Annotated in this window: 18 protein-coding genes; 6 read left to right on the top strand and 12 right to left on the bottom strand. The window is 52.6% G+C overall.

Translation table 11 applies throughout. The features are described from left to right. Window positions 1–8: 8 nt before the first annotated feature. Window positions 9–146 carry a 50S ribosomal protein L34 gene (rpmH, locus tag CFLAV_RS17075; protein WP_040549210.1) on the bottom strand — a complete coding sequence of 46 codons (138 nt, stop codon included), beginning with the start codon at window positions 144–146 and terminating at the stop codon, window positions 9–11. Between the two features lie 719 nt (window positions 147–865). Here rpmH and CFLAV_RS35550 point away from each other — a divergent pair. Beyond that, complete coding sequence (locus tag CFLAV_RS35550; protein ID WP_007416031.1) at window positions 866–1351, top strand: transposase; 486 nt, start codon at window positions 866–868, stop codon at window positions 1349–1351. A 182-nt stretch (window positions 1352–1533) separates the two neighbouring features. On the opposite strand, the gene CFLAV_RS17060 is transcribed toward CFLAV_RS35550, so the two are convergent. From CFLAV_RS17060 to CFLAV_RS17050, 3 genes are all read right to left on the bottom strand, one after another. Then, a complete protein-coding gene (locus CFLAV_RS17060; protein ID WP_007416030.1) occupies window positions 1534–2001 on the bottom strand; it encodes a hypothetical protein in 468 nt (155 codons plus the stop codon). A gap of 290 nt (window positions 2002–2291) precedes the next feature. Continuing rightward, a complete protein-coding gene (locus CFLAV_RS34985; RefSeq protein WP_007416029.1) occupies window positions 2292–2768 on the bottom strand; it encodes a hypothetical protein in 477 nt (158 codons plus the stop codon). A gap of 182 nt (window positions 2769–2950) precedes the next feature. Beyond that, complete coding sequence (locus tag CFLAV_RS17050; protein WP_007416028.1) at window positions 2951–3343, bottom strand: hypothetical protein; 393 nt, start codon at window positions 3341–3343, stop codon at window positions 2951–2953. Window positions 3344–4038: 695 nt separating this feature from the next. Between CFLAV_RS17050 and CFLAV_RS17045 the strand changes: the two genes are divergently transcribed. From CFLAV_RS17045 to CFLAV_RS17030, 4 genes are all read left to right on the top strand, one after another. Further along, window positions 4039–4293 carry a helix-turn-helix domain-containing protein gene (locus tag CFLAV_RS17045; RefSeq protein WP_007416027.1) on the top strand — a complete coding sequence of 85 codons (255 nt, stop codon included), beginning with the start codon at window positions 4039–4041 and terminating at the stop codon, window positions 4291–4293. 158 nt (window positions 4294–4451) lie between these two features. Next, window positions 4452–5153, top strand: coding sequence for a phytanoyl-CoA dioxygenase family protein (locus CFLAV_RS17040; RefSeq protein WP_050785825.1), 702 nt, complete (start codon window positions 4452–4454; stop codon window positions 5151–5153). An 8-nt stretch (window positions 5154–5161) separates the two neighbouring features. Continuing rightward, entirely contained in the window at window positions 5162–5596 is a 435-nt protein-coding gene (locus tag CFLAV_RS17035) for a hypothetical protein (RefSeq protein WP_007416025.1), read from the top strand. A 123-nt stretch (window positions 5597–5719) separates the two neighbouring features. Continuing rightward, window positions 5720–6082, top strand: coding sequence for a VOC family protein (locus CFLAV_RS17030; RefSeq protein WP_007416024.1), 363 nt, complete (start codon window positions 5720–5722; stop codon window positions 6080–6082). A 177-nt stretch (window positions 6083–6259) separates the two neighbouring features. Here CFLAV_RS17030 and CFLAV_RS17025 read toward each other — a convergent pair whose 3' ends face one another. The 8 genes from CFLAV_RS17025 to CFLAV_RS16985 all read right to left on the bottom strand — a co-directional run bounded on the left by CFLAV_RS17025 (window position 6260) and on the right by CFLAV_RS16985 (window position 21936). Then, window positions 6260–11077, bottom strand: coding sequence for a beta strand repeat-containing protein (locus tag CFLAV_RS17025; protein WP_007416023.1), 4818 nt, complete (start codon window positions 11075–11077; stop codon window positions 6260–6262). Beyond that, window positions 10959–12014 carry a LamG domain-containing protein gene (locus tag CFLAV_RS17020; protein WP_040549200.1) on the bottom strand — a complete coding sequence of 352 codons (1056 nt, stop codon included), beginning with the start codon at window positions 12012–12014 and terminating at the stop codon, window positions 10959–10961. Before CFLAV_RS17020 ends, CFLAV_RS17025 begins: the two co-directional genes overlap by 119 nt. A gap of 883 nt (window positions 12015–12897) precedes the next feature. Beyond that, the gene (locus CFLAV_RS32535) at window positions 12898–14559 is read right to left on the bottom strand and encodes a GH25 family lysozyme (protein ID WP_083808984.1); all 1662 of its coding nucleotides are present in this window, start codon (window positions 14557–14559) and stop codon (window positions 12898–12900) included. A 746-nt stretch (window positions 14560–15305) separates the two neighbouring features. Then, window positions 15306–16859: a murein biosynthesis integral membrane protein MurJ gene (murJ, locus tag CFLAV_RS17005; RefSeq protein WP_160164602.1), complete on the bottom strand. Its 1554-nt coding sequence runs from the start codon at window positions 16857–16859 to the stop codon at window positions 15306–15308. A 78-nt stretch (window positions 16860–16937) separates the two neighbouring features. Further along, on the bottom strand, window positions 16938–17720 hold the full coding sequence (locus CFLAV_RS17000) for an MBL fold metallo-hydrolase (protein WP_007416018.1): 783 nt from the start codon (window positions 17718–17720) through the stop codon (window positions 16938–16940). Between the two features lie 342 nt (window positions 17721–18062). Next, entirely contained in the window at window positions 18063–18533 is a 471-nt protein-coding gene (locus tag CFLAV_RS16995) for a dihydrofolate reductase (protein ID WP_007416017.1), read from the bottom strand. A gap of 46 nt (window positions 18534–18579) precedes the next feature. Continuing rightward, window positions 18580–19374, bottom strand: a complete 795-nt coding sequence (locus tag CFLAV_RS16990; RefSeq protein ID WP_007416016.1) for a thymidylate synthase — start codon at window positions 19372–19374, stop codon at window positions 18580–18582. Between the two features lie 3 nt (window positions 19375–19377). Next, window positions 19378–21936 carry a glycosyltransferase gene (locus tag CFLAV_RS16985; protein ID WP_007416015.1) on the bottom strand — a complete coding sequence of 853 codons (2559 nt, stop codon included), beginning with the start codon at window positions 21934–21936 and terminating at the stop codon, window positions 19378–19380. A gap of 147 nt (window positions 21937–22083) precedes the next feature. Between CFLAV_RS16985 and CFLAV_RS16980 the strand changes: the two genes are divergently transcribed. Next, on the top strand, window positions 22084–22545 hold the full coding sequence (locus CFLAV_RS16980; protein ID WP_050785819.1) for a PaaI family thioesterase: 462 nt from the start codon (window positions 22084–22086) through the stop codon (window positions 22543–22545). The last annotated feature ends 21 nt before the right edge of the window (window positions 22546–22566 follow it).

The following is a 22566-nucleotide window of genomic DNA, read 5'->3' as shown; positions in this document are numbered from 1 at the left end:
ATTCCCTCTTATACCGGGGTCAGACGTTTGCGCCCAACGCGACGGCGATTGGCCAAGGTGGCCTTTCCACTCTTGCTGGAATTGCGATTCAAAAAGCCATGTTGCCGTTTACGGCGCATCTTCGACGGTTGATATTGACGTTTCATAATTCTTAAATCTTATGGCCCGGCCACTTCACAGTTTCAGCACACAGCCACCCGCTTTTCACGGAACGCGAGAGGATAACAGTGAAAATCTGAGTGTCAAGCGAGCGAATCACCGGGACCACAATTCGGTTTCCACCCCAACTTCCCTCCCGCTCTCTTAAATAGTGATTTCATAGACCAGCTTCTGCCCTCAGACTTTACCACTTTGGCCTCGATTTCCCAACCATGCCTCCTGTCCAATATTTTTCAACCTTCCGATACCTTCCGATACCTTCCGATACCTTCCGCCCCCCACGCACCCCGCTTCCAATTCGTCGCTCGAAATTTGCCATTCGACATTTCCTTGGTCGCACCCCAGCCCCATCCTGCCAATCTATAACTTCAGAGTTCATTCAAAATTCAAATAGAATAAAAGATGTCCCGATAACTGCCGTTAACTCACGGTCCGGCACCCTGCCCCCGGCGCACCAATAACGCCCTTCTCCTTTTCATTAACACCACGGCTTCCAGCCCTGTATTCCACAGCGATGCAAAACCTGGAGCTGTTTCAACAGCTTCCCATCGCATAGAGAAAACCACCGGCTCAACCCCGCCAAGGCCCACCCAATCGCGCCCCGATAATCTCCTTATAAATTTCAGCATAAAACCCATTTATTCAGCAGCAATGTAATTTATTTATAACATTAACAAAACAATGTCAATACGTTTTTAAACAAATAGTGACTTTTAAATATATTAATTCATACTCCGTCCCATTCATCCCTCACGCAACACGCAAAAAATATTCTCACAATCTTCTTTTACCTTTGTCCGGGAAAAAAAGAACTGACCTACCGCTCCCCTTCGAGAAAAAACGCGCATTGCGATACTACCGGGCCACGGGCTGTAAAACCTGTGCGCTCAAAAAGCAATGCACCCGGAACAAGGCTAATCGCACGATTACGCGCGAAGAAAACGAAGCGTTGATGGAAGCCATGGCGCAACGGGTGAAGAACAACCGGCAAATTATGAAATCAAGAAAGGCCATCGCCGAACATCCTTTCGGGACGATCAAGCGAGCGATGAATGCCGGATATTTTTTATGCAAAAGACTGGCCGGAGTGAGGGCGGAAATGAGTTTAACCGTGCTGGCCTACAACCTGAAACGCGTTTTGAACATCGTCAGCTTCGAGGATTTGATCAAGGCCGTGGCAGTGAAGGGATAAAAAGAGGGCGAAAGCCCCTTTTTGCCACCGGCGACGCCAATAACCACCTGGAACGCTCCCATTCCCAGATCAATAATTTGGCATCCTGGAAAACCTCAAAATCCGGTCAACACCTCGCCAACCCCACGCCATTTACAAAAAGTAAAATACTTTTCACACAGGCTCGTGATGTGTTAGGCCACTCAACAACGATAGTGTCCCGTGACATAACTGATGACTCTCACTCTCTGGTTGGAGCTGTCGTATATCAAAATATGTGTGCTGTAAGTTCCGTCTGTGCCAGCGGCAATCCTGACCGCATGCTGGCCTGTCCCATCTTCAAAAAACTCATAACTTTCTATCCAACCCAATTTTTTCTTCTTTATGAAATTTTGGTAATCATCCACGACCTTCGAACCGAACGGGCACTCCTTCGCATACCTCTCATATTCGGCTGGAGTCGTCGTGATAATCTTGCCTAGAGCATCTTTCGTCCCTGTCATTCGTTTGATGGAATCAGCCATGAGTGGGTCGAAAGTGCCGACCCATTTCCAACCTGCCAGCGGGTCTTGAGCGGGCGGTGGCGTCTGAGCGGGCGGCGGCGTCTCGCATCCAACCACAAAGACAAGAGTCATCAACAAACTGTAGAGGATGAACCGAGTGAACTTCATGGCTCTGTGTGACATGTGTTCGCAATCATTCCAATATACGAACAATATTTCGAGTGCAAATATCGCCCTATGACTACCGCGCTGAAAACATTGTCAGCGGTCATTCGGCGAAAGCATCTTGCATTGAACACCGAACAGATTTACTGCGGCTCAAGCGATACTGCAATTATCTTCAAACACTGCCGCCTCACTTGCCCAGCGAACTTAAACTGGAAAGATTCCTCACGGCGCTTGCTCAAAACCATGTCGCCGCCAGCACCCAGAATCAAGCGTTTAATGCCATCCTGATTTCAATTCGCTACATTGGCAACCAAATCATCGAGCATACGCGATTGTGTCACATACATAGCATCCAGTGTGTGCTCAATCAGCGACACAACCGCATTGATTTCGGGGAATTGCGGAAGGTGGTTCTGAGCAATCATGGCATGAGGGCTGCCACCATAGGAGAATATAGACATTTTGGCGTCCTTCAGCGTCAAATCGGAGTGCGCCAAAACTTTATGGCGAAGCCGAATAATCTGCTCATGCAATTTTAGTTCTTCTGGACTTAGTTGCGGGGGAGGACTTGGGATTGAGTATTTCTTATGCGTGCCATCCGACCGGGTATATGGCTGTGCGTATTCAATTAAAGCAAAGCAATATGCGGCATAGTGAATGCCGGTTCTCTTCTCAATCCCTTGCAACTCCTTCAAAATTCTCCAAGCACTATTGAGACCTAGACAGCATTCTGTGTAGTGGATATAGTTCTCTTCCTTAGCGGTCATGCGGTTAAGCTACTGAGCCGATGAAAAAAGACCAGCCCATTTCCGGAACTGGTCTTTGGTAGGAATCAACCCGACTCAGTGTCGATGAAGACCAAAGTATTTGTAATCTTCCATGTTTCCTTAGAGTCCAAATGCCCATGCTGCAGGTGCAAACATTATGCAGGAGTATCTGTCAGAATCACTCACTCTGCCTTTGTGCCTGCCACTTTCCGCTCCTCCCAAGCCTTGCGAGCATCAACCGCACACTCTGCGAACACATCACGGCCGAACTTGCGCTGTGCTGCTGTTTTCGTGACCGAATTGTAGGCGCCGACGTAAGAAACAAGCGAATCGCTAACAACGCAGCCTGCAACTGTGTGATGCTCGATGCCGTAGCGCTCTCGCAACAAGCGGGCGTAATCTGGTCTCCACTTGGCGGGCAGGCCAAAACCTTGCACCTCATAATGTCCGCGAGCGACATCGAAACGGGCGACGAGATAACCGCGAGCAGACGCCGAAAGCCACCATGCCACCATGAACGCCACAACACCGACGACTGCGGCGAGGTTCTTATGGTTGCGGACGAATGTCTTCATGGTGCGAGATGCGCCTAACCATCAATATGCGACGCGTGTCGTAATCATTGCAATATACGAACAATATTTCGAGTGCTCGTATCGCCCCATGACTACCGCGCTGAAAACATTGTCAGCTGTCATTCGGCGAAAGCATCTTGCATTGAACACCGAATAGATTTACTGCGGCTGGCCCAAGCGATACTGCAATCTTCTTCAAACACTGCCGCCTCACTTGCCCAGCGAACTTAAACTGGAAAAGTTTCTCACTCCGCTCGCGAAAAACGCTATCGCCGCCAGCACTCAACCTCAAGCGTAAAAGTGGTCAAAAAAAAGGTCGAAATCAAAGTAATTACACCCCTGCCAGTTTCCATTGACACCAAACATTCCGCCCTCAGGCTGCAACGATACCTCAGCTCAATTTTAAAACACCTCCGCCTCGAAGAAGCGCTATGGAAAGTGCCGTAGGCACGACAGATAATAGCCCGGGGCAAACGTGCAAAGCACGTTTGCCCCGGGGTAATATCCCCTAAAACACCCCACATTTTGCCGAAGGCGCGAGCCCAAGCGAGCATCTGCCCCTGCTCAACTCTCAACCCGCTTTCCCGGGGTCCGGGTTTAAACAAAGACGGTATGAACCGGAGTGATAGGTAACAGTCTGTCCGGAGTGATGGGTTAAACTTTCGAGCACCATGGCTTGGAAATCTGTAACCCCTATGGACGAGATTATTAGATTTGTAATGTTGGCGCAGAGCGCGCGCTTTACGGTGACTGAACTGTGCGAGCAGTTTGGCATCAGTCGCAAAACTGGCTACAAACATTTGGTTCGCTATGCGGCAGACGGCTTGCAGGGCCTGGCCGCCGCAGCCACCGTCCGCTCCGGTTTCCTGTCAAGGTGCGCGCGGAGTCCAATCCCGGCCAGGATGCCAAAAAGGGTCCTCAGGATTGACCTCAATCGCCGTCTCTCCTAGCCTCTCCTGTGTTGCGCGCAACATGGGACTGCCACAGGAACTGTCCTTACCGGACCCGGTTGCCCCAAACAAAAGTGAAAAACGTGTCAATAATTAGGATCGCCCCCCTTTACGTTCGACAGATTTTTTGATAAGAGATTCCGAAAACGATGGGAGCCATGATTGACCACGAGCAACTCCACCGGGACGGCTATGCCCTGCTCCGCGGAGCGATCCCGGCCGAAAGGCTGGATGATCTGCGCGCCGCGTTTGATGCGGACGTCAAGCCGTCGGATCAATGGCCCGTGCCGCGCGGGGCTGGCTGGCGCCATTCGTTGCTGGACCTCGATCCCCGCGTGCAGGCGGTGTGCCGCCTGCCCGAGGTGTTGGCCGTGGTTGGCGAACTGATCGGCGAACGGTTCTTCCTCTCGCAGGTGGAGGGCCGCGAGCCGCTGGCGGGCGGCGGCCAGCAGACGCTGCACCGCGACCTTTTCGCCCAGCGGCCAGGCGATACGGTGATCGCCCTCGCCTATTTCGACGACTATGGCCCCTGTAACGGCGCGACTCGGATCGTCCCCGGCAGCCACCGCCCGGCGCAGGGTGAGCTGCCGTTCGACTTCGCCGATGAATCCAGGTCGGTGCAACTCTCAGGCTCCGCCGGCGACATTCTGATTTTCGATGCGGATCTGGTGCATGCGGGCAGCCTGAACCCGACCGGCGCACGCCGTCGCTCCATCCTGATCTGTTATTTCGCCGAGCCGCTCTACGCCACGCATCTCCAATCGGCAAAACTGCGCGGCATCCGGATGGATACGGCGGACCGGTTCGATCCGACCAGACCTGTCCAAGTATCCCAGAGAGCAGTTGTGCCCGTCATTTGAACCTCACCATGAAACCGATGACCAAAAAACAGTTTCGAGTTCTCTTGACGCTTTCTATTGCTGCCTTGGTCACGAGCACAGTCGCCGGAGTTTTTGATTCATGGTTGTTGCCTCCGTCACTTCTCGATTACCAGCAGGCCCAGCACGGTGTCCATCCGAAAGCTGGCGAGCTGGTTATCAGCTTTCTGGGCATACCCGGTCTCATTATAGCGCTTGTCGCTCTCGTCGGGCTTTACCGTTTCTGGCCATCTGCTCGGTGGCTCAGTGTGGCAGCTTGGGTTTATATGTTGATATGGATGTGTTTTTCGCCAGGACCAATTCTCTCGAATGCGGTTGCCGGCGCTTTCTCTCAGTGTTCCACTCTGTTGGTTGGGATGGTGCTCGCCATCATCTATTTTTCTCCCGCTGCCGAGTGGTTTCAAAGGAAGGAGTCGAACCCATGACGGCTAACATGAACGGGTCTGCCTGAGCGGTAGTCGAGGGGCGAAATTAGTACTCGAAAAATTGTTCGTATATTGGAATGATTGCGACACGCGTCGCATATTGATTGTTAACAAAAACGCCCTATGCAACATGTCACTGGAATTGGCGGTCTATTCTTCCGCTCCAAAAATCCGGCGGTGTTGGGCCAGTGGTACAAGGAACATTTTGGAATCGAGCTTGTGCCTGGCGACTACACCCAGAAGCCTTGGTCGCAAGAAGCAGGCCCAACGGTCTTCGCGCCGTTTCCGCACGACACAAACTATTTCGGTCGTCCTGAGCAGCAATGGATGCTCAATCTTCGCGTCCGAGACCTTGATCGTCTGGTAGAAAAGCTTCGGGCCGCGAAGATTGATGTATCTCCTGATCCAGAGGCTTACCCAAACGGGCGGTTTGCGCGCTTGCATGATCCTGAAGGCAATCCCATTGAGCTATGGGAACCGAAATAAAATCGCTAACTAAAAAGGCGTCAAACCAAAGTAATGACACCTAATTTTCGAAAAGTGGTCGCCCATTAGTACCTCAAGCGGGGCACCAATGGGATGTTGGCGCAGAACGCGCACCGTTTCCGAAAAAAGTAAATGCCAGAAACTTTTGGTTTCTGGCATTTACGATTGAATGGTTCGTTAATGTTTTATTGCTTGTGGGTTGCCAGATGGCGGAGTGACGGCTTGGATGATTTCGTTGGCGATATAGATCAGCCGCGCAACGGATTCGGTATATACCGGTGACGTTTGTTTGGACACTTTGTATTCAAACTTCTCCAGGAAGGAAACTCCTTTGTCCAACTGCCCCATTCCGAGTGCGTCTTGCGCATCGTTTAGAGCATCCAAGAAAGGATCTTTGCTGGTTCCGCCGAGGTCCACTTCCTGTAGAACCGCAGAAAGCTTTGACACCGCTTCGGCGGGAGTGATCACTTGCACCTGGATGGTGTTGGTGCTCATGTCCGTTCCGTCACTCACGATGAGGGACACGATATTCGTGCCCACGCTCAGCGTATTCGTGGCCACCATTGTTTGGCCGAGAATATTGGTTTTCCCTTCATCGAGCCAGGTGAACTGAAGCGGGTCATTTTCGATATCGGTGGAAAGTGAACCGTCAAAGATCACCGTGGCTTGTATGCCGTCTGGGGCGATGACAATCAGGTCGGTGTCATTGGTTGAGAGAACAAACAAGGGGTAAATCCGGGCAACGGCCACCGGGGCGTCATTGACTGGATTGACGGTGATGGTAACCGTGGCTACACCAGAGTCGACCTGACCATCGTTTGCCTTGAAGGTGAAGGTGTCAGGGCCGAAATAGTTGGCGTTCGGATGATACACCAGATTGGCGCCGTTTCCGGTCAGCGTTCCGTGGGCCGGGGCGGTGAGGACAAAGTAAGTCAGCGGATCGTTTTCCACATCGCTGGCCGTGAGGGTGATGGCGACGCTCGAATCCTCGTTGACGGTGACAGATTGTGATTCGGCTAGAGGAGCGTGATTTACGAACCTTACATCAATGGTGATTGTGGCATCTTCCGAATCGAGGAGGCCATCGTTCACGTGGAAGGTGAATGCATCAGGTCCGTAATAGCCCGCGGCCGGTTGATACACCAGATTTGGGGCGGTGCCGGTCAGTGTGCCATGAGCAGGAGTCGAAACTGTGTAAGTGAGTGGGTCGGCATCTTCATCCGTTGCGGAGAGAGTGATGAATAGCGAAGAATCCTCGTTCACTGCAAGGGACTGCGGATTGGCGACCGGGGCGTGGTTCACTATCAAAGTTGCATTGGAGCTGGTGACGGAGCCGATGGCGCTCGAGATGAGGACGGAATAGTCTCCAGCGTTGGCGGGCTGTGCGTTGGAAATGACGAGCGACGTGGTTGTGGCACCAGAGAGGTCGGCGCCTGCGAATTGCCATTGATAGTGAAGGCTTCCAGTGCCAGCAGCTTCCACTGTGAAGGTCGCGTTGTCACCCGCAGTGACAGTCTGGCTGGCTGGCTGGGTAACGACCAACGGTGAAGTGCGGCACTTGCCGGCAAAGCTGGCGTTATACATGGATTGAATCTCGGTCGCGGAGAGCGCGCGATTGAAGAGATCGACTTCATCCATTCTGCCAAGGAAGCGGGTTCCAGCTGCGTCGCCAGCGGGACGCAGGCCGAGCCAAAGATCGCCTGTGGTGGACGGAGTGAAGGTGCCGAGATTTTGTTGGGCAACAATATTGCCGTTTACATACAACACCGCCATGCCGCTGGTTTTATCGTAGGTAAGAGCTACATGTTGAAACGTGGAGGGCAGGATGGTTCCGGCAGGTGAGGTAATGGTATGATCCAAGCCGTCGGTGTCCGACAGGTTGGCATAGAGGCAACCTGGGCCGGCACCGGTGCTGGAAACCGGTACGGAAATCCAGAAGTGAGCACCATATGAACCTGAATTCCATTCGACCAACGGACGTTGAGTTGTGACATCTGAAGGATTGATCCAGGCATCAATCGAGAAGCCATCTCCGGCACCGACGTTGAGATCGGCGGAAGCGGGGATTTTGACATCCGCATCCGTGCCATTGAAAACAAAGGCTTGTCCGACCTTGCCGGGAGCGAAGTCCAGTGAGCCATCGAGGGTCCCATTGTTGGTATCCGTAAGATCTCGCGCATTGGCTTCACCCGGCCACCAACTGACCAAGCCAGCGGGGGCGGGAACACAGACAGCTGGAGTGACGGTCAAAGTCGCATTGGAACTTGTGACGGAACTCAGGAGGCTGCTGATCGATACAGAATAAAGGCCTGCATCGGCGGCAGCCACGCCGGGCAGCGCAAGGGAGGAGTTGGTTTGGCCGGCGATGGGCGAACCATTGAAAAGCCATTGATATTGCAAGGGTGTGGAGGCGGTTGCACTCACCGTAAAGGCGGCGGCATTGCCCTCCGTGACAGCCTGGCTTTGCGGCTGTGCCGTGATGAGAACAGGAGCGATGACAGTCAAAAGCGCGTTGGAACTGGTCACCTTTCCGGCGATGTTCGTGATGACGACAGAGTAGTTGCCCGCATTGGAAGGCTGGACATTGCTGAGGGTAAGGCTGCTTCCCTGGGCGCCAGGAATATTTGTAGTATTGAATCGCCATTGATACAGGAGGGGAGCAGTGCCAGTAGCAACAACACTGAAAGTGGCGCTCTGTCCGACTGCAACGGTCTGATTTTGCGGCTGGGTGGTGATGGCCGGAGCGACATTCGTATTAGCAATGACGGTCAAGAGGGCATTGGAACTGGTCACCGTGCCAGCCAGGTTGGTGATGACCACGGAGTAATTGCCTGCATTGGTAGTTTGGACATTCAAGCGCGTAAAAACACTGGAGATGGCTCCTGCGATGTTTGTGTTGTTGAAGCGCCATTGGTAGCGCAGCGGGGCGGTGCCGGTGGCGCTGACAGAGAAGGTGACGCTTGTTCCGGCATTGACGGTCTGGCTGGCTGGTTGCGAGGTGATGGTCGGAGCGATCGCATTGACCGTCAAAAGGGCATTCGAACTGATGATGCCGCCCGCGACGTTGGTGATGACCACCGAGTAATTGCCTGAATTGGTAGGTTGTACATTCAAGCGGGTTAAAATATTGGAGGTGGCTCCTGCGATGTTCGTGTTGTTGAAGCGCCATTGGTAGTGCAGCGGAGCGGTGCCGGTGGCGACGACAGAGAATGCGACGTTTGTTCCGGCATTGACAGTCTGGCTGGCTGGTTGCGAGGTGATGGTCGGAGCGACATTCGTATTCTCAATGATCGTCAAAAGGGCATTCGAACTGGTGGTGCTGCCCGCGATGTTGGTGATGACCACCGAGTAATTGCCTGAATCGGTAGTCTGGACATTCGAGAGACTGAAAATGCTGGAAGTGGCTCCTGCGATGTTCGTGTTGTTGAAGAGCCATTGGTAGCTCATCGGGTCAGTTCCGGTGGCGACGACAGAAAATGTGACGTTTGTTCCGGCATTGACGACCTGGCTGACTGGTTGCGAGGTGATGGTTGGGGGAGTACTACCGACCGTGAATGTGAGGGGGGCGGTGGTTGAAACTGCGCCGGAGTCGTCGGTTGCAGCGGCCGTGATGGAATAAACACCCGGGGGCACATTTGTCCAAGTAAAACCGTAGAGGCCGCCATTGTTGGTCAAACTGCCAGAAAAGCTCTGCAAGAGATTGGTTCCAGAGAAGAAATCGAGGTTGGTTACAATGCCATCAACGTCTGACATCTGGGCATAGACGCCGATGTCGCTAGTGCTGCCAAAATTCATGTTGTTCGTAGGAGAAAAGAACACAACTGTTGGAGGGAAGTTTGGATTCCCAATGACCGTCAAGAGCGCACTCGAACTGGTGGTGATGCCCGCGATGTTGGTGATGACCACGGAGTAATTGCCTGCATTGGCAGTTTGGACATTCGAGAGGCTGAAAATGCTGGAGGTGGCTCCTGCGATGTTCGTGTTGTTGAAGCGCCATTGGTAGCTCAGCGGGGCGGTTCCGGTGGCAACGACGGAGAAGGTGACGTTTGTTCCGGCATTGACGGTCTGGCTGGCTGGTTGCGAGGTGATGGTCGGGAGAGTACCGCCGACCGTGAATGTGAGAGGAGCGGTGGTTGAAACTGCACCGGAGTCGTCGGTTGCAGCGGCCGTGATGGAATAAACACCCGGGGGCACATTTGTCCAAGTAAAACCGTAGAGGCCGCCATTATTGGTCAAATTGCCAGAAATGGTCTGCAAGAGATTGGTTCCGGAGAAGAAGTCGAGGTTGGTTACAATGCCATCTACATCTGATACCTGGGCATAGACGCCGATATCGCTGGTGCTGCCAAAATCCATGTTGTTCGTGGGGGAAAAGAACACAACGGTTGGAGCGATGTTTGTATTGGAGATGACCGTCAAAAGCGCATCCGAACTGAGGACAGTGCCGACGACGTTGGTGATGACCACGGAGTAATTGCCTGAATTGGCAGTTTGCACATTCAAGCGAGTCAGAATGCTGGCGGTGGCTCCCGCAATGTTTGTATTGTTGAACCGCCATTGGTAGCGCAACGGGGCGGTTCCGGTGGCAACGACGGAGAAGGTGACGTTTGTTCCGGCATTGACGGTCTGGCTGGCTGGTTGCGAGGTGATGGTCGGAGCGAACCCGATGACCGTTAAAAGGGCATTCGAACTGATGACACTGCCGGCCAGGTTGGTTATTACAACTGAGTAATTACCAGCATTGGTCAGTTGCGCATTCACACGAGTGTAAATGCTGGAGGTGGCTCCTGCGATGTTCGTGTTGTTGAAGCGCCATTGATAGCGGAGTGGTGCAGTTCCTGTCGCGGTGACGCGGAATATGGCGTTCGAGCCGACATTAACAACAATCTGGTTGGTTGGTTGCGAGATGATGGTGGGAGCGACATTCGTATTCCCAATGACCGTCAAAAGAGCATTCGAACTGATGGTGCTGCCCGCGATGTTGGTGATGACCACCGAGTAATTTCCAGCATCGGAGAGTTGAACGTTGGAGAGCGTGTAACTGCTGCCAAGCGCACCTGGGATATTGGTACTGTTGAAAAGCCATTGGTATTGAAGCGGTGCAGCGCCGATCGCTGTGACGAAAAAAGGTGACGTTACTTCCTACGCCGATGGTTTGACTGGCGGGTTGAGCCACAATCCCAGGAGGCTGATTGCTAAATACGACGGGGCACTTCCCCGCAGAGCCGGAATCATAAATGGATTTGATTTCCGCGTCTGAGAGCGCGCGGTTGTAAATCGAAGGTTCGTCGATGAGTCCTTCAAAAATTCCACATGTGCCCGAACCACCAATAATGAGTGGTTCTGAGTTGACCGGCCCCAATACTCCGTTATTTGAAGCGACCAGAGACCCGTTAATATAAAATCGAAAGGTGGTTCCGTCGAAGGTGCCTGCCAGGTGCGTCCAGACATTTGTGGGCATTGGGATGCCAGTGTAAACGCCGTTTAGACTACTGCAGCTGAACTGCAAACCATTTTCGGCATCATAAGCCATTTGATAGTTAAAATTGTCCCCGTCGCAACCTACACGTTTGCCGATGAAGTGCGCGGTTGGCTGGCTGCCAGTGAGATAAGCCCAGAGTTCAACCGCCATGGGGGAAGTGGGACCAAAATTGAAAGCAGGATCATTCGGCACTTGAATGGCATGAACCCCGTCAAAACTAAATGCCTGGCCAACCATGCCTGGGACGAAGGTCACGCCATTTGAGACTGAGCCGTTGTGCCCGGCAACGTTGTCGACGGCGTTGCCTTCACCAGGCCACCAGGCAACCAGACCACTGGGTGGTGGCATGCAATTTTGCGCGGGGGAATTGTTCGAAATGAATGCCGTGAGCAGTGATGCCAAGGCGAGGGAGCTGTTGAAGCCCTGTTTTAGTGTTCGTAAAAACGCCATAAATGTCTCCTGATTTGGGAGTCATGCCCCTGGTAAAATCCCGGATTCATGCCTCCTTTGTTACTTTCCTACAACTGTCGGCAGGAGGATGACAGGAAATTTTGGCCATGCAAGAAGAATTTGCTCTTAAAGAGATTTTCGAGTTGCCTCAAGAAAAAGATACCGGGGGAGGAGTTGAGCTGGTAGGCTGAACCGTTCGTTGCCTCACATTTATCGTTACCGAACCGAAGACCATGAGTTTGTCCTCCAAGCAAGATTATTTGCAACGCATCCACGGCCGATATGAGAGGGCTGTAACTCCTATGACGAGATTGTTCGATTCGTAATGTTGGTACGCGTTACGACTCAGAAGCAATTGGCCGAAGCCGTGTAGAGATTTATTTCCTCCGCAGCAGCTTTGTAAAAATCATCCCGCCCATTTCCATCGCGGGGGGAACCCTAAACCACAACGCCACTCCCCAGTAAAGAATCGATGCCACTGTCATGGGAACGAAAACGGCCCCGCTTCTCCGCAACGTCCCCACATGCCCCCTACTGTCCAAAATAGAATTTGGAAATTATTGGGCAAAGCCCATTTTAATACGTATTTAAAAGGGATATTGATTGGCCTGCATCTGGTTTTCACAGGAGGGGCAACCTGTTTTTGGAAGCGGCTCATCGCGCACCAAATCCTCAGCCAAAGCACAGCTTTCACCATTCCGGATCGCCTATTTTGGACAGCAGTGATATATGGTACGGCGTGTTATCGGCTCATGGATTGCAGCCATATCCTTGATGCTTCCGGCTTTCCTGGCCAAAAAGTAGATCCCCGCTCGGAATGTTAAACAAAAAGGGCGGGAGCTTTGGACTCCCGCCCGCTGTTTAAAGGCCGTTGAGTGACGGCTTACTGTTGGCCCCAGACCATATGCCAGCAGGCGTTGTCGGAACCGATGACAAACACATCAATGCGGTTGTTGCCCCAGGAAGTGGCGCACGGAGCTGATGTCGCGGTCACGCCCGGATGCGACTCGTTCCAATTCGGCGCCCAGGAGCTGCCATTATACCAGATGTGGTGGATCGTTCCGCCAGAGTTGGCGAAGAGGTCCATGCGTTGCGAGCCCCAGGAAGAGGCGCCCAATCCGTAGCTGGTCGAGATTTGCGGAAGATCCTGCAGGTAGCCGGTCCAACCGCTTCCATCATGCCAATATTGATGGAAAACAGTGCCGGCCGAAGTTCCCGCGACAAAAACATCCAACCAGTTGGAAGCCGCAGAGACAGCGGTTGGGTCGTATGGCGTGGATCCACCCAAGCTTTGCCAGCCCGCCCAGCCGGTGGAACTGGTCCAATAATTGTGGTAAGTGACCTTGTTGTTGCCCACCGCGATGACATCGTATCTGCCGGCGGCCCAGCTTGTGGCGGCCGGTGCTCCAACAAATGTCACGCCGGATGGAGCGCCAAGATTTTGCCAACCGGCCCAACCAGTACCCGTCCCCCACCAATCGTGGTAGCAATTTCCATCGCTTCCGATGCAATAAAGATCCTCGCGCCCGGAAACGCCGTTGTTGGCGGATGCCGCAGGCGCGCCCGCAACGGTGAGGCCGTTTGGCAAAACTCCGTGTTGAACCCAGGCAGTCCATGAGGAGCCATTCCAGTTCCTCGAGAAAATTTGGTTATTGGATCCACGGACATAAAGGTCGATCTCGTTTGGTTGGAATGAAGCGGCGCTGGGATGCGAGGTGCAAGTGCCTCCCAGAGAAGCCCAGCCAGACCATGCCACAGTTGGCGTGGGGACGAGCGCTGAAACCAACCCGGCCGAACTACCGTTGAACACGTCGAGGTCCACGCTGCCCGAGATGCCGGAAACTGAGCCGGAGCTGGTGTATTGCCATAGGTTCCAGGTGCTCCCGCCCCATGGATTGCAACTGCTGCAAACATTCCACGGGGTGCCGGTCTGCGCGTTCTCGCCATTGTAATTCGCGATCCAGGAGAGCCACTGCGACACGCTGCTGTCCAACTGGCAGGCACAGGCGCTGAAGTAAACAACCGGCTGGACCGAGACTCCGGCGCCGGAAGCATCGCTTGTGATGGCATCGCACCATTTGTTGACCCAGTCCGAGTAACTGGAGGCGCCGACGTGCCCGTTGAACGTTTCCACGTCAAGCATCGGCATGAGTGTCTTGCCGTCGGATTTCACATAACCGCCCGCAGTGCCCCAGAAATAGCTGGCTTCGGTGCCGGGGCTGTTCAGGTCCGGCCGGGAGAAATGATAAGCGCCCATGTAGACGCCAGCGGATTTCCCGTTGTTTTCATTGCCGACAAAAGTTGTGTCCTTGAGATAGTTTCCTTCGGTGGCCTTGGCCCAGGCGTAGGAAATCCCGGCGCTCTTGGCGCTCGACCAGTTGACTGAGCCTTGATAACTGGAGACGTCCACGCCGAGCGGACGTGCGTGGACGGGACTCAAGGCGAGTGTCAGCGCGGAGGTGATCAGCGCAACGGGGGCGATAACACGGAAGCCGGGCCGCGCGGCAGGGCGCGAGGCCATCCTTTTAACAGGTGAGGGTTTCATTTTTTTAGTTTTTATGGGTCTTGTTTTTAGGTAGGTTACTGATTTTGAAGGAAAGCTACTCACGCCAACGCGAGCGCGGAATGTCGACGACTCGTTAAGCGATGCCGCGGGAAGTAAGCCGGAATTACATATTCCACACGGACGCAAAACAGCACGACTCAAGGTCTGCAGTTCGGTTTTGATGAGTTACTTTAAAATGTCACAGCTCCTACGCTGGAGATTGATTTGGCCGGAATCTAAACACAACTCACCAGAGAAAATAGTCATACGATTGGATGACATGGACGGAAGGATGGTGTTGCGAAACGAGAGTCTTGCTATCCGCGCTTGACATTCTTACCCCATAGCAGGGGTCGCCCATTGGCACTCAAGGGAATGTGCTCATCGATTTCCTGCTGATTCGCGGGTTTTCGCGTTCATCAATTGTTCGAGTTTTTCAAGCCGTTGCTTCAACTCTGCATTCTCCGCGCTTCCACTGCTGTCCAAATTAGGCGATCCGGAATGGTGAAAGCCGTGCTTTTGCTCGGAATTTGAAGTGCGCTAAGCCGTTTTCAAAAACAGGTCGGCCGTCCTATGAACCAGATGTAGGCCACCAATTATCCCTTTAAAATACGCAGTAAAACCGTGTTCCCGCGCTGGCCAATGGCGGCTATCGGGTTACGTTGCGAATGTAGGTGTCCAAGCCGAATTGACCATGAATCGCATGGTTACCACTCAGAAGCAAATGGCCCCAGCTGTGTGAAGATCTATTTCCTCCGCAGCAGCTTTTTAAAAATCATCCCGCCCATTTCCATCGCGGGGGGAACCTTAAACCACAACGCCACTCCCCAATAAAGAATCGATGCCACCGTCATGGGAACGAAAACGGCCCCGATTCTCCGCAACACCCCAACATGCCCAATGTGCTCCTCCCAGATCCGGCTCAGGCCCCACGTCGCCAGAGCTGCCACCGCAGCCGCCCCCAAAGTCGCTCCTAAAATTTGACGTAAGCTATTCAGTTCCAATGCCCCCAGCTTGCGACGCAAAGCGTAAAAGAGCAGGAACACGTTACATCCCGCACTGAGGGTGTTGGCGAGGCCCAAACCGGCTTGTTTGAACGATTTAATCAAAACCACGGCAAAGATGAGATTGAGTGCCAGACAGAATATGCTGATTTTCATCGGTGATCTGATATCGCCCAAAGCGTAAAAAGCCCGCGCCATGATGTTGTTCATCGAAAACGCCACCAGACCGGGTGCCAGGCAAACCAGCGCGAGACTCACTCGACCGGTCGATTCGGGACCGAATTTCCCATGCTCAAACAGCAGACGAATCATCGGCTCAGCTAGAAAAAACAGAAAAATCCCCGCCAGCAAATTGATGAAGATCAGATGATCCAGCCCCTGATTGAGAGTGGACTTAAACTCCGGATATTTCTTCTCCGCCGCCAGGCCGGACAGCGTGGGCAGAAGATAAGTGGCCAATGAGACTCCAAAAACTCCCTGCGGCAATTCCATCAGTCGAACGGCGTATTGAAACGACGCAACAATCGATGGGTCCACCCAGAAAGCCATGCCTTGGGTCATAAGCACATTGATCTGGAAAGCCGCCACACCGATGGTGGCCGGCACCATTTGCCGGATGACTCGCCGAACTGTCTCATCCCGCCATGGCGAGACCCAGATATAACGAAATCCCTCGGCGTGTAATGACGGGAGCTGAAACGCAGCCTGGGCGATGCCAGCAGCCAAAACTCCGATGGCAAGAGCATAAATTTGTTGGTGCAGTTTTTCACCCATGTGTGGGGCCAAAAAAAACACCGAAGCAATCATGACCACATTTAACACCGCTGCCCCAATGGCCGGGATGAAGAAATGCCCCCGGGCGTTGAGTATTCCCATGAAGATTGCCGTCAGACAGACGAGCAAAACATAGGGAAACATCCACCGGAGCAGGTGCAACATCAGATCGGTCTGCGGAGACAGATGTCCCCGTTTCAGCATCAGGGATACAACCAGAATACCCAGACCAATAATGACAGAGGAGGCGATGATCAGGGCGGAAATAACCGCGTTGGCGGCGCGCCACATTTCCGCCTCGCTGGTGGTTTTTTCCTTCTCTTTAAAAATTGGAATAAACGACGCCGTCAGCGCCCCCTCGCCCAGCAACCGGCGGAACAGATTCGGCACCATGAATGCCAGCTGGAATGCCCCTGCTTCCCAACCGTCCGCCATGAACCGGGCATAAACCATCTCGCGCACCATTCCCAGTAGACGGCTGGTCATGGTCGCGGCGGCCATGGCCCCGGAAGATTTCAACATTTGCGACATCGCGAGCGGAGTTTAAGGCGGGAAGTTCAACGATCAAGGTTGAAACAAAAAACTTTCAACCGGAAACTTTTAAAAACGGATCTCTTCCTGGTCCTTGGGAAAGTGGATTTCTACGTCTGGAAGCATCTTGATCGACAGACGACGTATTTTTTTAAGATGTTCCCAGTGCGATCGGCCCAAATGGATAAAGGCTATCCGTTTGATCTCGTGCTGCTGCAAATAATCAAAAAGTTCCTCGGGCCTGAAATGAGCCAGCTCACAAACCAACAAATCCAGCGGTTTGCTTAGCAGCGGGGCCAGATCTTCAGGACTGCCGATATCCGCGCTATGTCCGATTCTCATTTTGCCAGCCTCAATGAGAAAACAGAATGCTTCAAATTTTTGGGGATACTTTTTTTGAAAAGTCTTGCGCAGGCGATCCAGGTGGGTCGAACGGAAAGGGGTCACGCGAACATCCTTGGAAAGAACCGCGGTTCCGGCACGCAAGGCTTCGAATCGAAGCCGAAACTCAAGCAATTCATCAAAGATGCAAGCTGCATTCAACATTTGCCGCAAAGGTTTGAGGCCTTCCCGCGGCATATGAACAAGCAATTCTTTTTTTCGGGACTCCAACCACAAACCCTGCATGAGCATGAAAAACCCACCAATGTGATCTGCATGCAAATGCGATAAAAAAATACGGTCGAAGGCATCGTATGAAAGTCCTGAAGCCTTGTAGCTGCGGTCGAGCGGCTCTCCGCAATCGATTAAAAAGGAAGTCTTACCAAACCGGTACAAAAAAGAAGAATGGTTTCGGTCAGCACATGGCCAACCGTCCCCAACTCCGAAGCATTTTACAGAGAGTTGTGACATGTACTTTCGCTGATTGATAGGAAACTTCGCTCAAAGTCCCGTCACTACGCATCCACAAAAACAAAATAGCAATTTTAATGCCTGCCTGAATACCGCCACTTCATAACATACCTAAACCCTTGCTATAGCCGCAATTGGGCGTTCACCTGCCTTTCTCAAGTGATTTGAAAACCGCTGCTTAGTCCGAAATATGCATGAAAAGCGCCTGCATCCGGTTGTGGAATGCATGGTTTCCACCCCCCCGATTCGTGCAGTTAAAAAAGTGACAAATCACTTTGAACCTGCATGATTCCAGAAAACACTCCTCGGTGCTGTAACAATCCAAACATTCGGCACCGCATTTTATGATAAAAACCGATTCCGAAAATGGAGAATGGTGAACTCAGGACAATCCAAAATCTCCTCCGCTTTCACAAAAGCGTTCTCAAATGTGGGAAAGAACGCATCCCCTTCAACCGTCCGCTTCAGTACCGTCAAATAAAGATCCGAACACATCGGCAACGTCTGCTCATAAATCTGAGCGCCTCCACAAATAAAAATCTCCCGACTCTCATCAGCCAAACTAATCTCGCTCAAATCGAAAATCGTCCGCACGCCCGGATGCTGAAACGGACCCCGGCTCAAAACGATCGTCTCCCGGTTCGGCAATGGCCGGCCAATCGACTCGAACGTCTTCCGCCCCATCACCACCACCTGCCCCGTCGTCATCTTCTTGAACCATTTGAAATCCTCCGGCAAATGCCACGGAATTTTGTTCCCCTGCCCAATCACCCGGTTCTGGGACATCGCCGCAATTGCTTTGAAATGCTTCATCGGATTTGCGCAGTTGGATATTTACTGGAATGCCTGCTCACACGTATCACACCGCAATCGGTGCCTTGATCCCCGGATGCGGATCATACCCTGCCAATTGAAAATCCTCGAATTTAAACTCGTGAATATTTTTGATCGCCGGATTCAATTTCATCTGCGGCAGCTGTTTCGGCTCCCGGGAAAGCTGTAGCTTGGCTTGCTCAAGGTGGTTGCTATACAAGTGCAGATCCCCGAACGTGTGCACAAACGTCCCCGGCTTCAAATCACAAACCTGCGCCACCATCATCGTCAGCAGCGCGTACGAAGCAATGTTGAACGGAACACCTAAAAAAAGATCGGCACTGCGTTGATACAATTGGCAGCTTAATTCGCCATCCTGCACGAAGAACTGGAACAGCGCGTGACACGGCGGCAGCGCCATGCGCTCTATCTCCCCCACATTCCACGCGCTTACAATGTGACGGCGGCTGTCCGGAGTTTTCTTAATCTGCGCTATGACCTCGTCAATCTGGTTGATCGAGCGGCCATCCGCCGTGCGCCAATCACACCACTGCGCCCCATACACACGCCCTAAATTTCCCTCCGTGTCCGCCCACTCATCCCAAATCGTGACCCCATTTTCGTTCAGATACTTTACATTTGTATCACCGCGCAAAAACCAGAGCAGTTCGTAAATAATCGATTTCAGATGGAGCTTTTTGGTGGTCACCACCGGAAATCCGTCTGCCAATGGAAACCGCGCCTGGGCGCCAAAAACTGCGTAGGTTCCTGTCCCAGTCCGGTCGGGCTTAAATTTTCCCTGCTCCAGAACGAGCTTTAAGAGCTGGTGATACTGAATCATAGATTAAATTGCATGCTGAACTTTGACCGGTTCAGTTTGCTTCCTTTCGGGTTGTGCCGTCGAAATCTTTTTCAGATTCCATTTTTTTGCTGTTTCATCGAGAAATACAATCGTCAGGCTTTGCAAACCCCGCTTCTCGCGCCGTAAAAACCACGCAAACAATGGCACGGTCAATGCCAGGAGTCCCACCCAGGGAAACCACCTGCCGACGATGGCGATTATGGGCAACTCAAAAGCCACCGCCGCCCAGAATGTCATCTTGGCCCATAATGACCAATAGCTTTTTAAGCGGCATCGAAGAAGCCTCTTTCCATCAGGATAATCCTCCGCCACGGTGGTCAATTGCAGGTGACTCCAACGATTGCCGAAAATTTCCACGTCATATTCGTTCCAACCGATGTCTGACTTGTTTGGCCAGCCTTTGCGATCCAATCGCTCCAGAATACTCGCCACAAATTCAATGCGATCCACATAACCTTCTGACCAATATGAAACCTCACTCAAGGAATATGGGCTGTTGCGTAGCGCAATCGAATCCAAGGTTTCTCTGGCTGCCGAGGTGGCGGATTGCAGGCTTAAACGTCCCTGGTATCTGGCCAATCCCCGGACAATCGGTTGCAGCAGAAATAGCAAGGCCACCACTGGACGCGACCACCAGCGAATCTTCTTTTTGGGCAAACTTGCCTGGGCTGCAGCCACCCCGCACACTCCCAGCGAGAGCACCAGACTGGTCACGGCCACGGGCAGCAGATACAGAAACGTCGATGAAAGCACCAACAGCGGTAGCGTAACCAATATGTGATATTCCAAACTGCTGAACAGCGAAAGCACACCCACTGCCTGGGAGGTATAAAGCGTTTGAAAGAATCCACTGGCAAATGCCCCGTGATAAATAATGGGGGGGCGCATAACGATTCCAAACTTTGCTGGCGAATAGATTCTGCCCTGCCAGATGCCTCCGCCCATCGCATTAAAATATTCCGGATGTTTCCGCACCAGTAAAGCCTCGGCCTCGCCATAACCCCGCTGCTGCTTCAAGTAGGCGTTCACTGTCGACCTTCGGTAATGCCAGACGAAGCCTGCCGGGCTAAATCCTATCCTGCCTCCGGCCTGCTGCACCCGCCAGCAAACATCCACATCGTCCCCGGCCTTCCAGAAAATGGGATCGAAACCACCAATTTCCTCCAAAGCCCACTTGTAAAAGGCCATGTTGCAACCCGGTATATGTTCGGCCTGACGATCAGTCAGCATGACATGCGCCGGGCCACCGGGAGAAACCATCACCGCCGCCGCAACCAGGGAATCGTCATGCGGCAAAAAATTATGCCCGCCCATGCCGGCAAAATCTCCATCCAATAAATCTCCCACCAGGTAATACAACCAGTCTTCATCCGCGCGACAGTCGGAATCGGTAAAAGCCACAATTTCTCCCGTGGCCGCGGAAATTCCAGAATTGCGAGCCACCGAAAGCCCAAGGTTCTTTTCGTGCTTGAAGTAATGAACTTTGGAATAAGATCGAACGATATTCGCCGTATCATCGGTGGACCCGTCATCCACAAAAACCACCTCGTAGTCGGGATAATTCAGACGCTCCAGGGAATCCAGGCACGCCTTGGTCGTTCGCCCGCCATTATAGCTGGCCACCACGATGGATACCTTCGGATAACGGTTCAACGGAAAATAAGGCGCCAACCGGTACATCTTTTGAACCGCCCGGTAGGAATCCTTGCGCTGCCTGTCGCGCGTGGTAAGGCCCATCTTCCAATCTTCAATCTGTTGACCGCCGCGCCACCAATCATCGGTATAACTGAAAACGATGGTGCCGGCCAACCCACCACGGAAAGCTGTTTCAATCTGCCAGGATAAAATCTCACATTTTTGCGGTTCGCCTTCCCGCAGCGAATCAATTCCAAATTCACCAAGAATCAATGGCTTGGCATCAGCGATCATCTGCAAACGAGATAGGTAATTCTTAAACGGCTGCTGCTGGTGCAGATAAACATTGAAGGAAAGAAAATCCAAACTTTGCGGCCGCAGAAATTCGGTCGAAGGAAAGTTCGTAAACGTACAGAGGCAATCCGGATCGATCTTCTTTGCTTCCGCCACCAGTTCATCGATGAAATTCGACACTGCTTTTGCCCCGCTCCAGCGCACAATATCCGGTGGTATTTCATTCACCACGCTATACGCAAACACCGCCGGATGCGCCGCACAGGATCGCACCGCCTGACGCACCGCTTCACGTGCCTGCTCCTTCAATTCCGCGGAATCCAAAAAACACAGATGCTTGTTCCACGGTATATCAACCATCAATTTGAGGCCATATTCCGCGGCCAGATCGAGAACCCATCGAGGAGGAACGTGATAAACTCGCACCAGGTTCGCATCCAATTCGCGAATCTGCGCAAAATCCATGGCCGTCTGTTCCCGGGTGGCAAAATGCCCTTCACCTGTTTCCGGTGCAAAGGGCCCATAGGAAACCCCTTTCAGGTAAAACTTTTTGTCACCCAGACTAAAAAATTTACCATCCACAGTCACGCGATCTGAGGATGAACGAGTCATTTAACTTTGGACGGCGTAGTCTGGCTTAATCATCAATGCCATCAAATAGCAAAACAAACCATCGGACGCAAGCCGCGACAAAACAAAGCATTACGTATGCACATTTTCGCTTGCGCACCCGGTTCAAACTACCACCAAATAACCTCCATGCGTAAGCTGCCTCATACTCATTCCTGTTTCGTTTGTGGCGAATCCAACCCTTTGGGCCTCAAGCTCCGATTTGAAACGGATGGCACAGTGGTTCAAACCCGCTTCTCACCCCGTCCTGAACACATTGGCTTTAAACAGACAGTCCATGGCGGCATTACCGCCACTCTCCTGGATGAAATTATGGTCTGGGCCTGCGCCGTCCAAACCCGTCGTTTCGCCTATTGCGCCGAATTAAACGTCCGCTACAAATCCCCCGCAAAACCAGGAGACGAACTGATCGCGACCGCCGAACTAACCTCCAATCGCCGAAATAAAATTTTCGAAGCCAAAGCCGAATTGAAAACCAACTCTGGTGAACTCATCGCCACCGCCTCCGGCAAATACCTTCCCATCAGTGGCACCGACGCCGCTGGCATGCTCGATGACTTCATCGGCGACGCCAGTGATCTTCTAAAATAAACACCCAAACAACTTCCCGGT

The sequence above is a fragment of the Pedosphaera parvula Ellin514 genome, from assembly GCF_000172555.1.
GTDB lineage: Bacteria > Verrucomicrobiota > Verrucomicrobiia > Limisphaerales > Pedosphaeraceae > Pedosphaera.
Note: the sequence above shows the minus strand (reverse complement) of the source record. Positions and strands in the feature narration are given on the sequence as shown.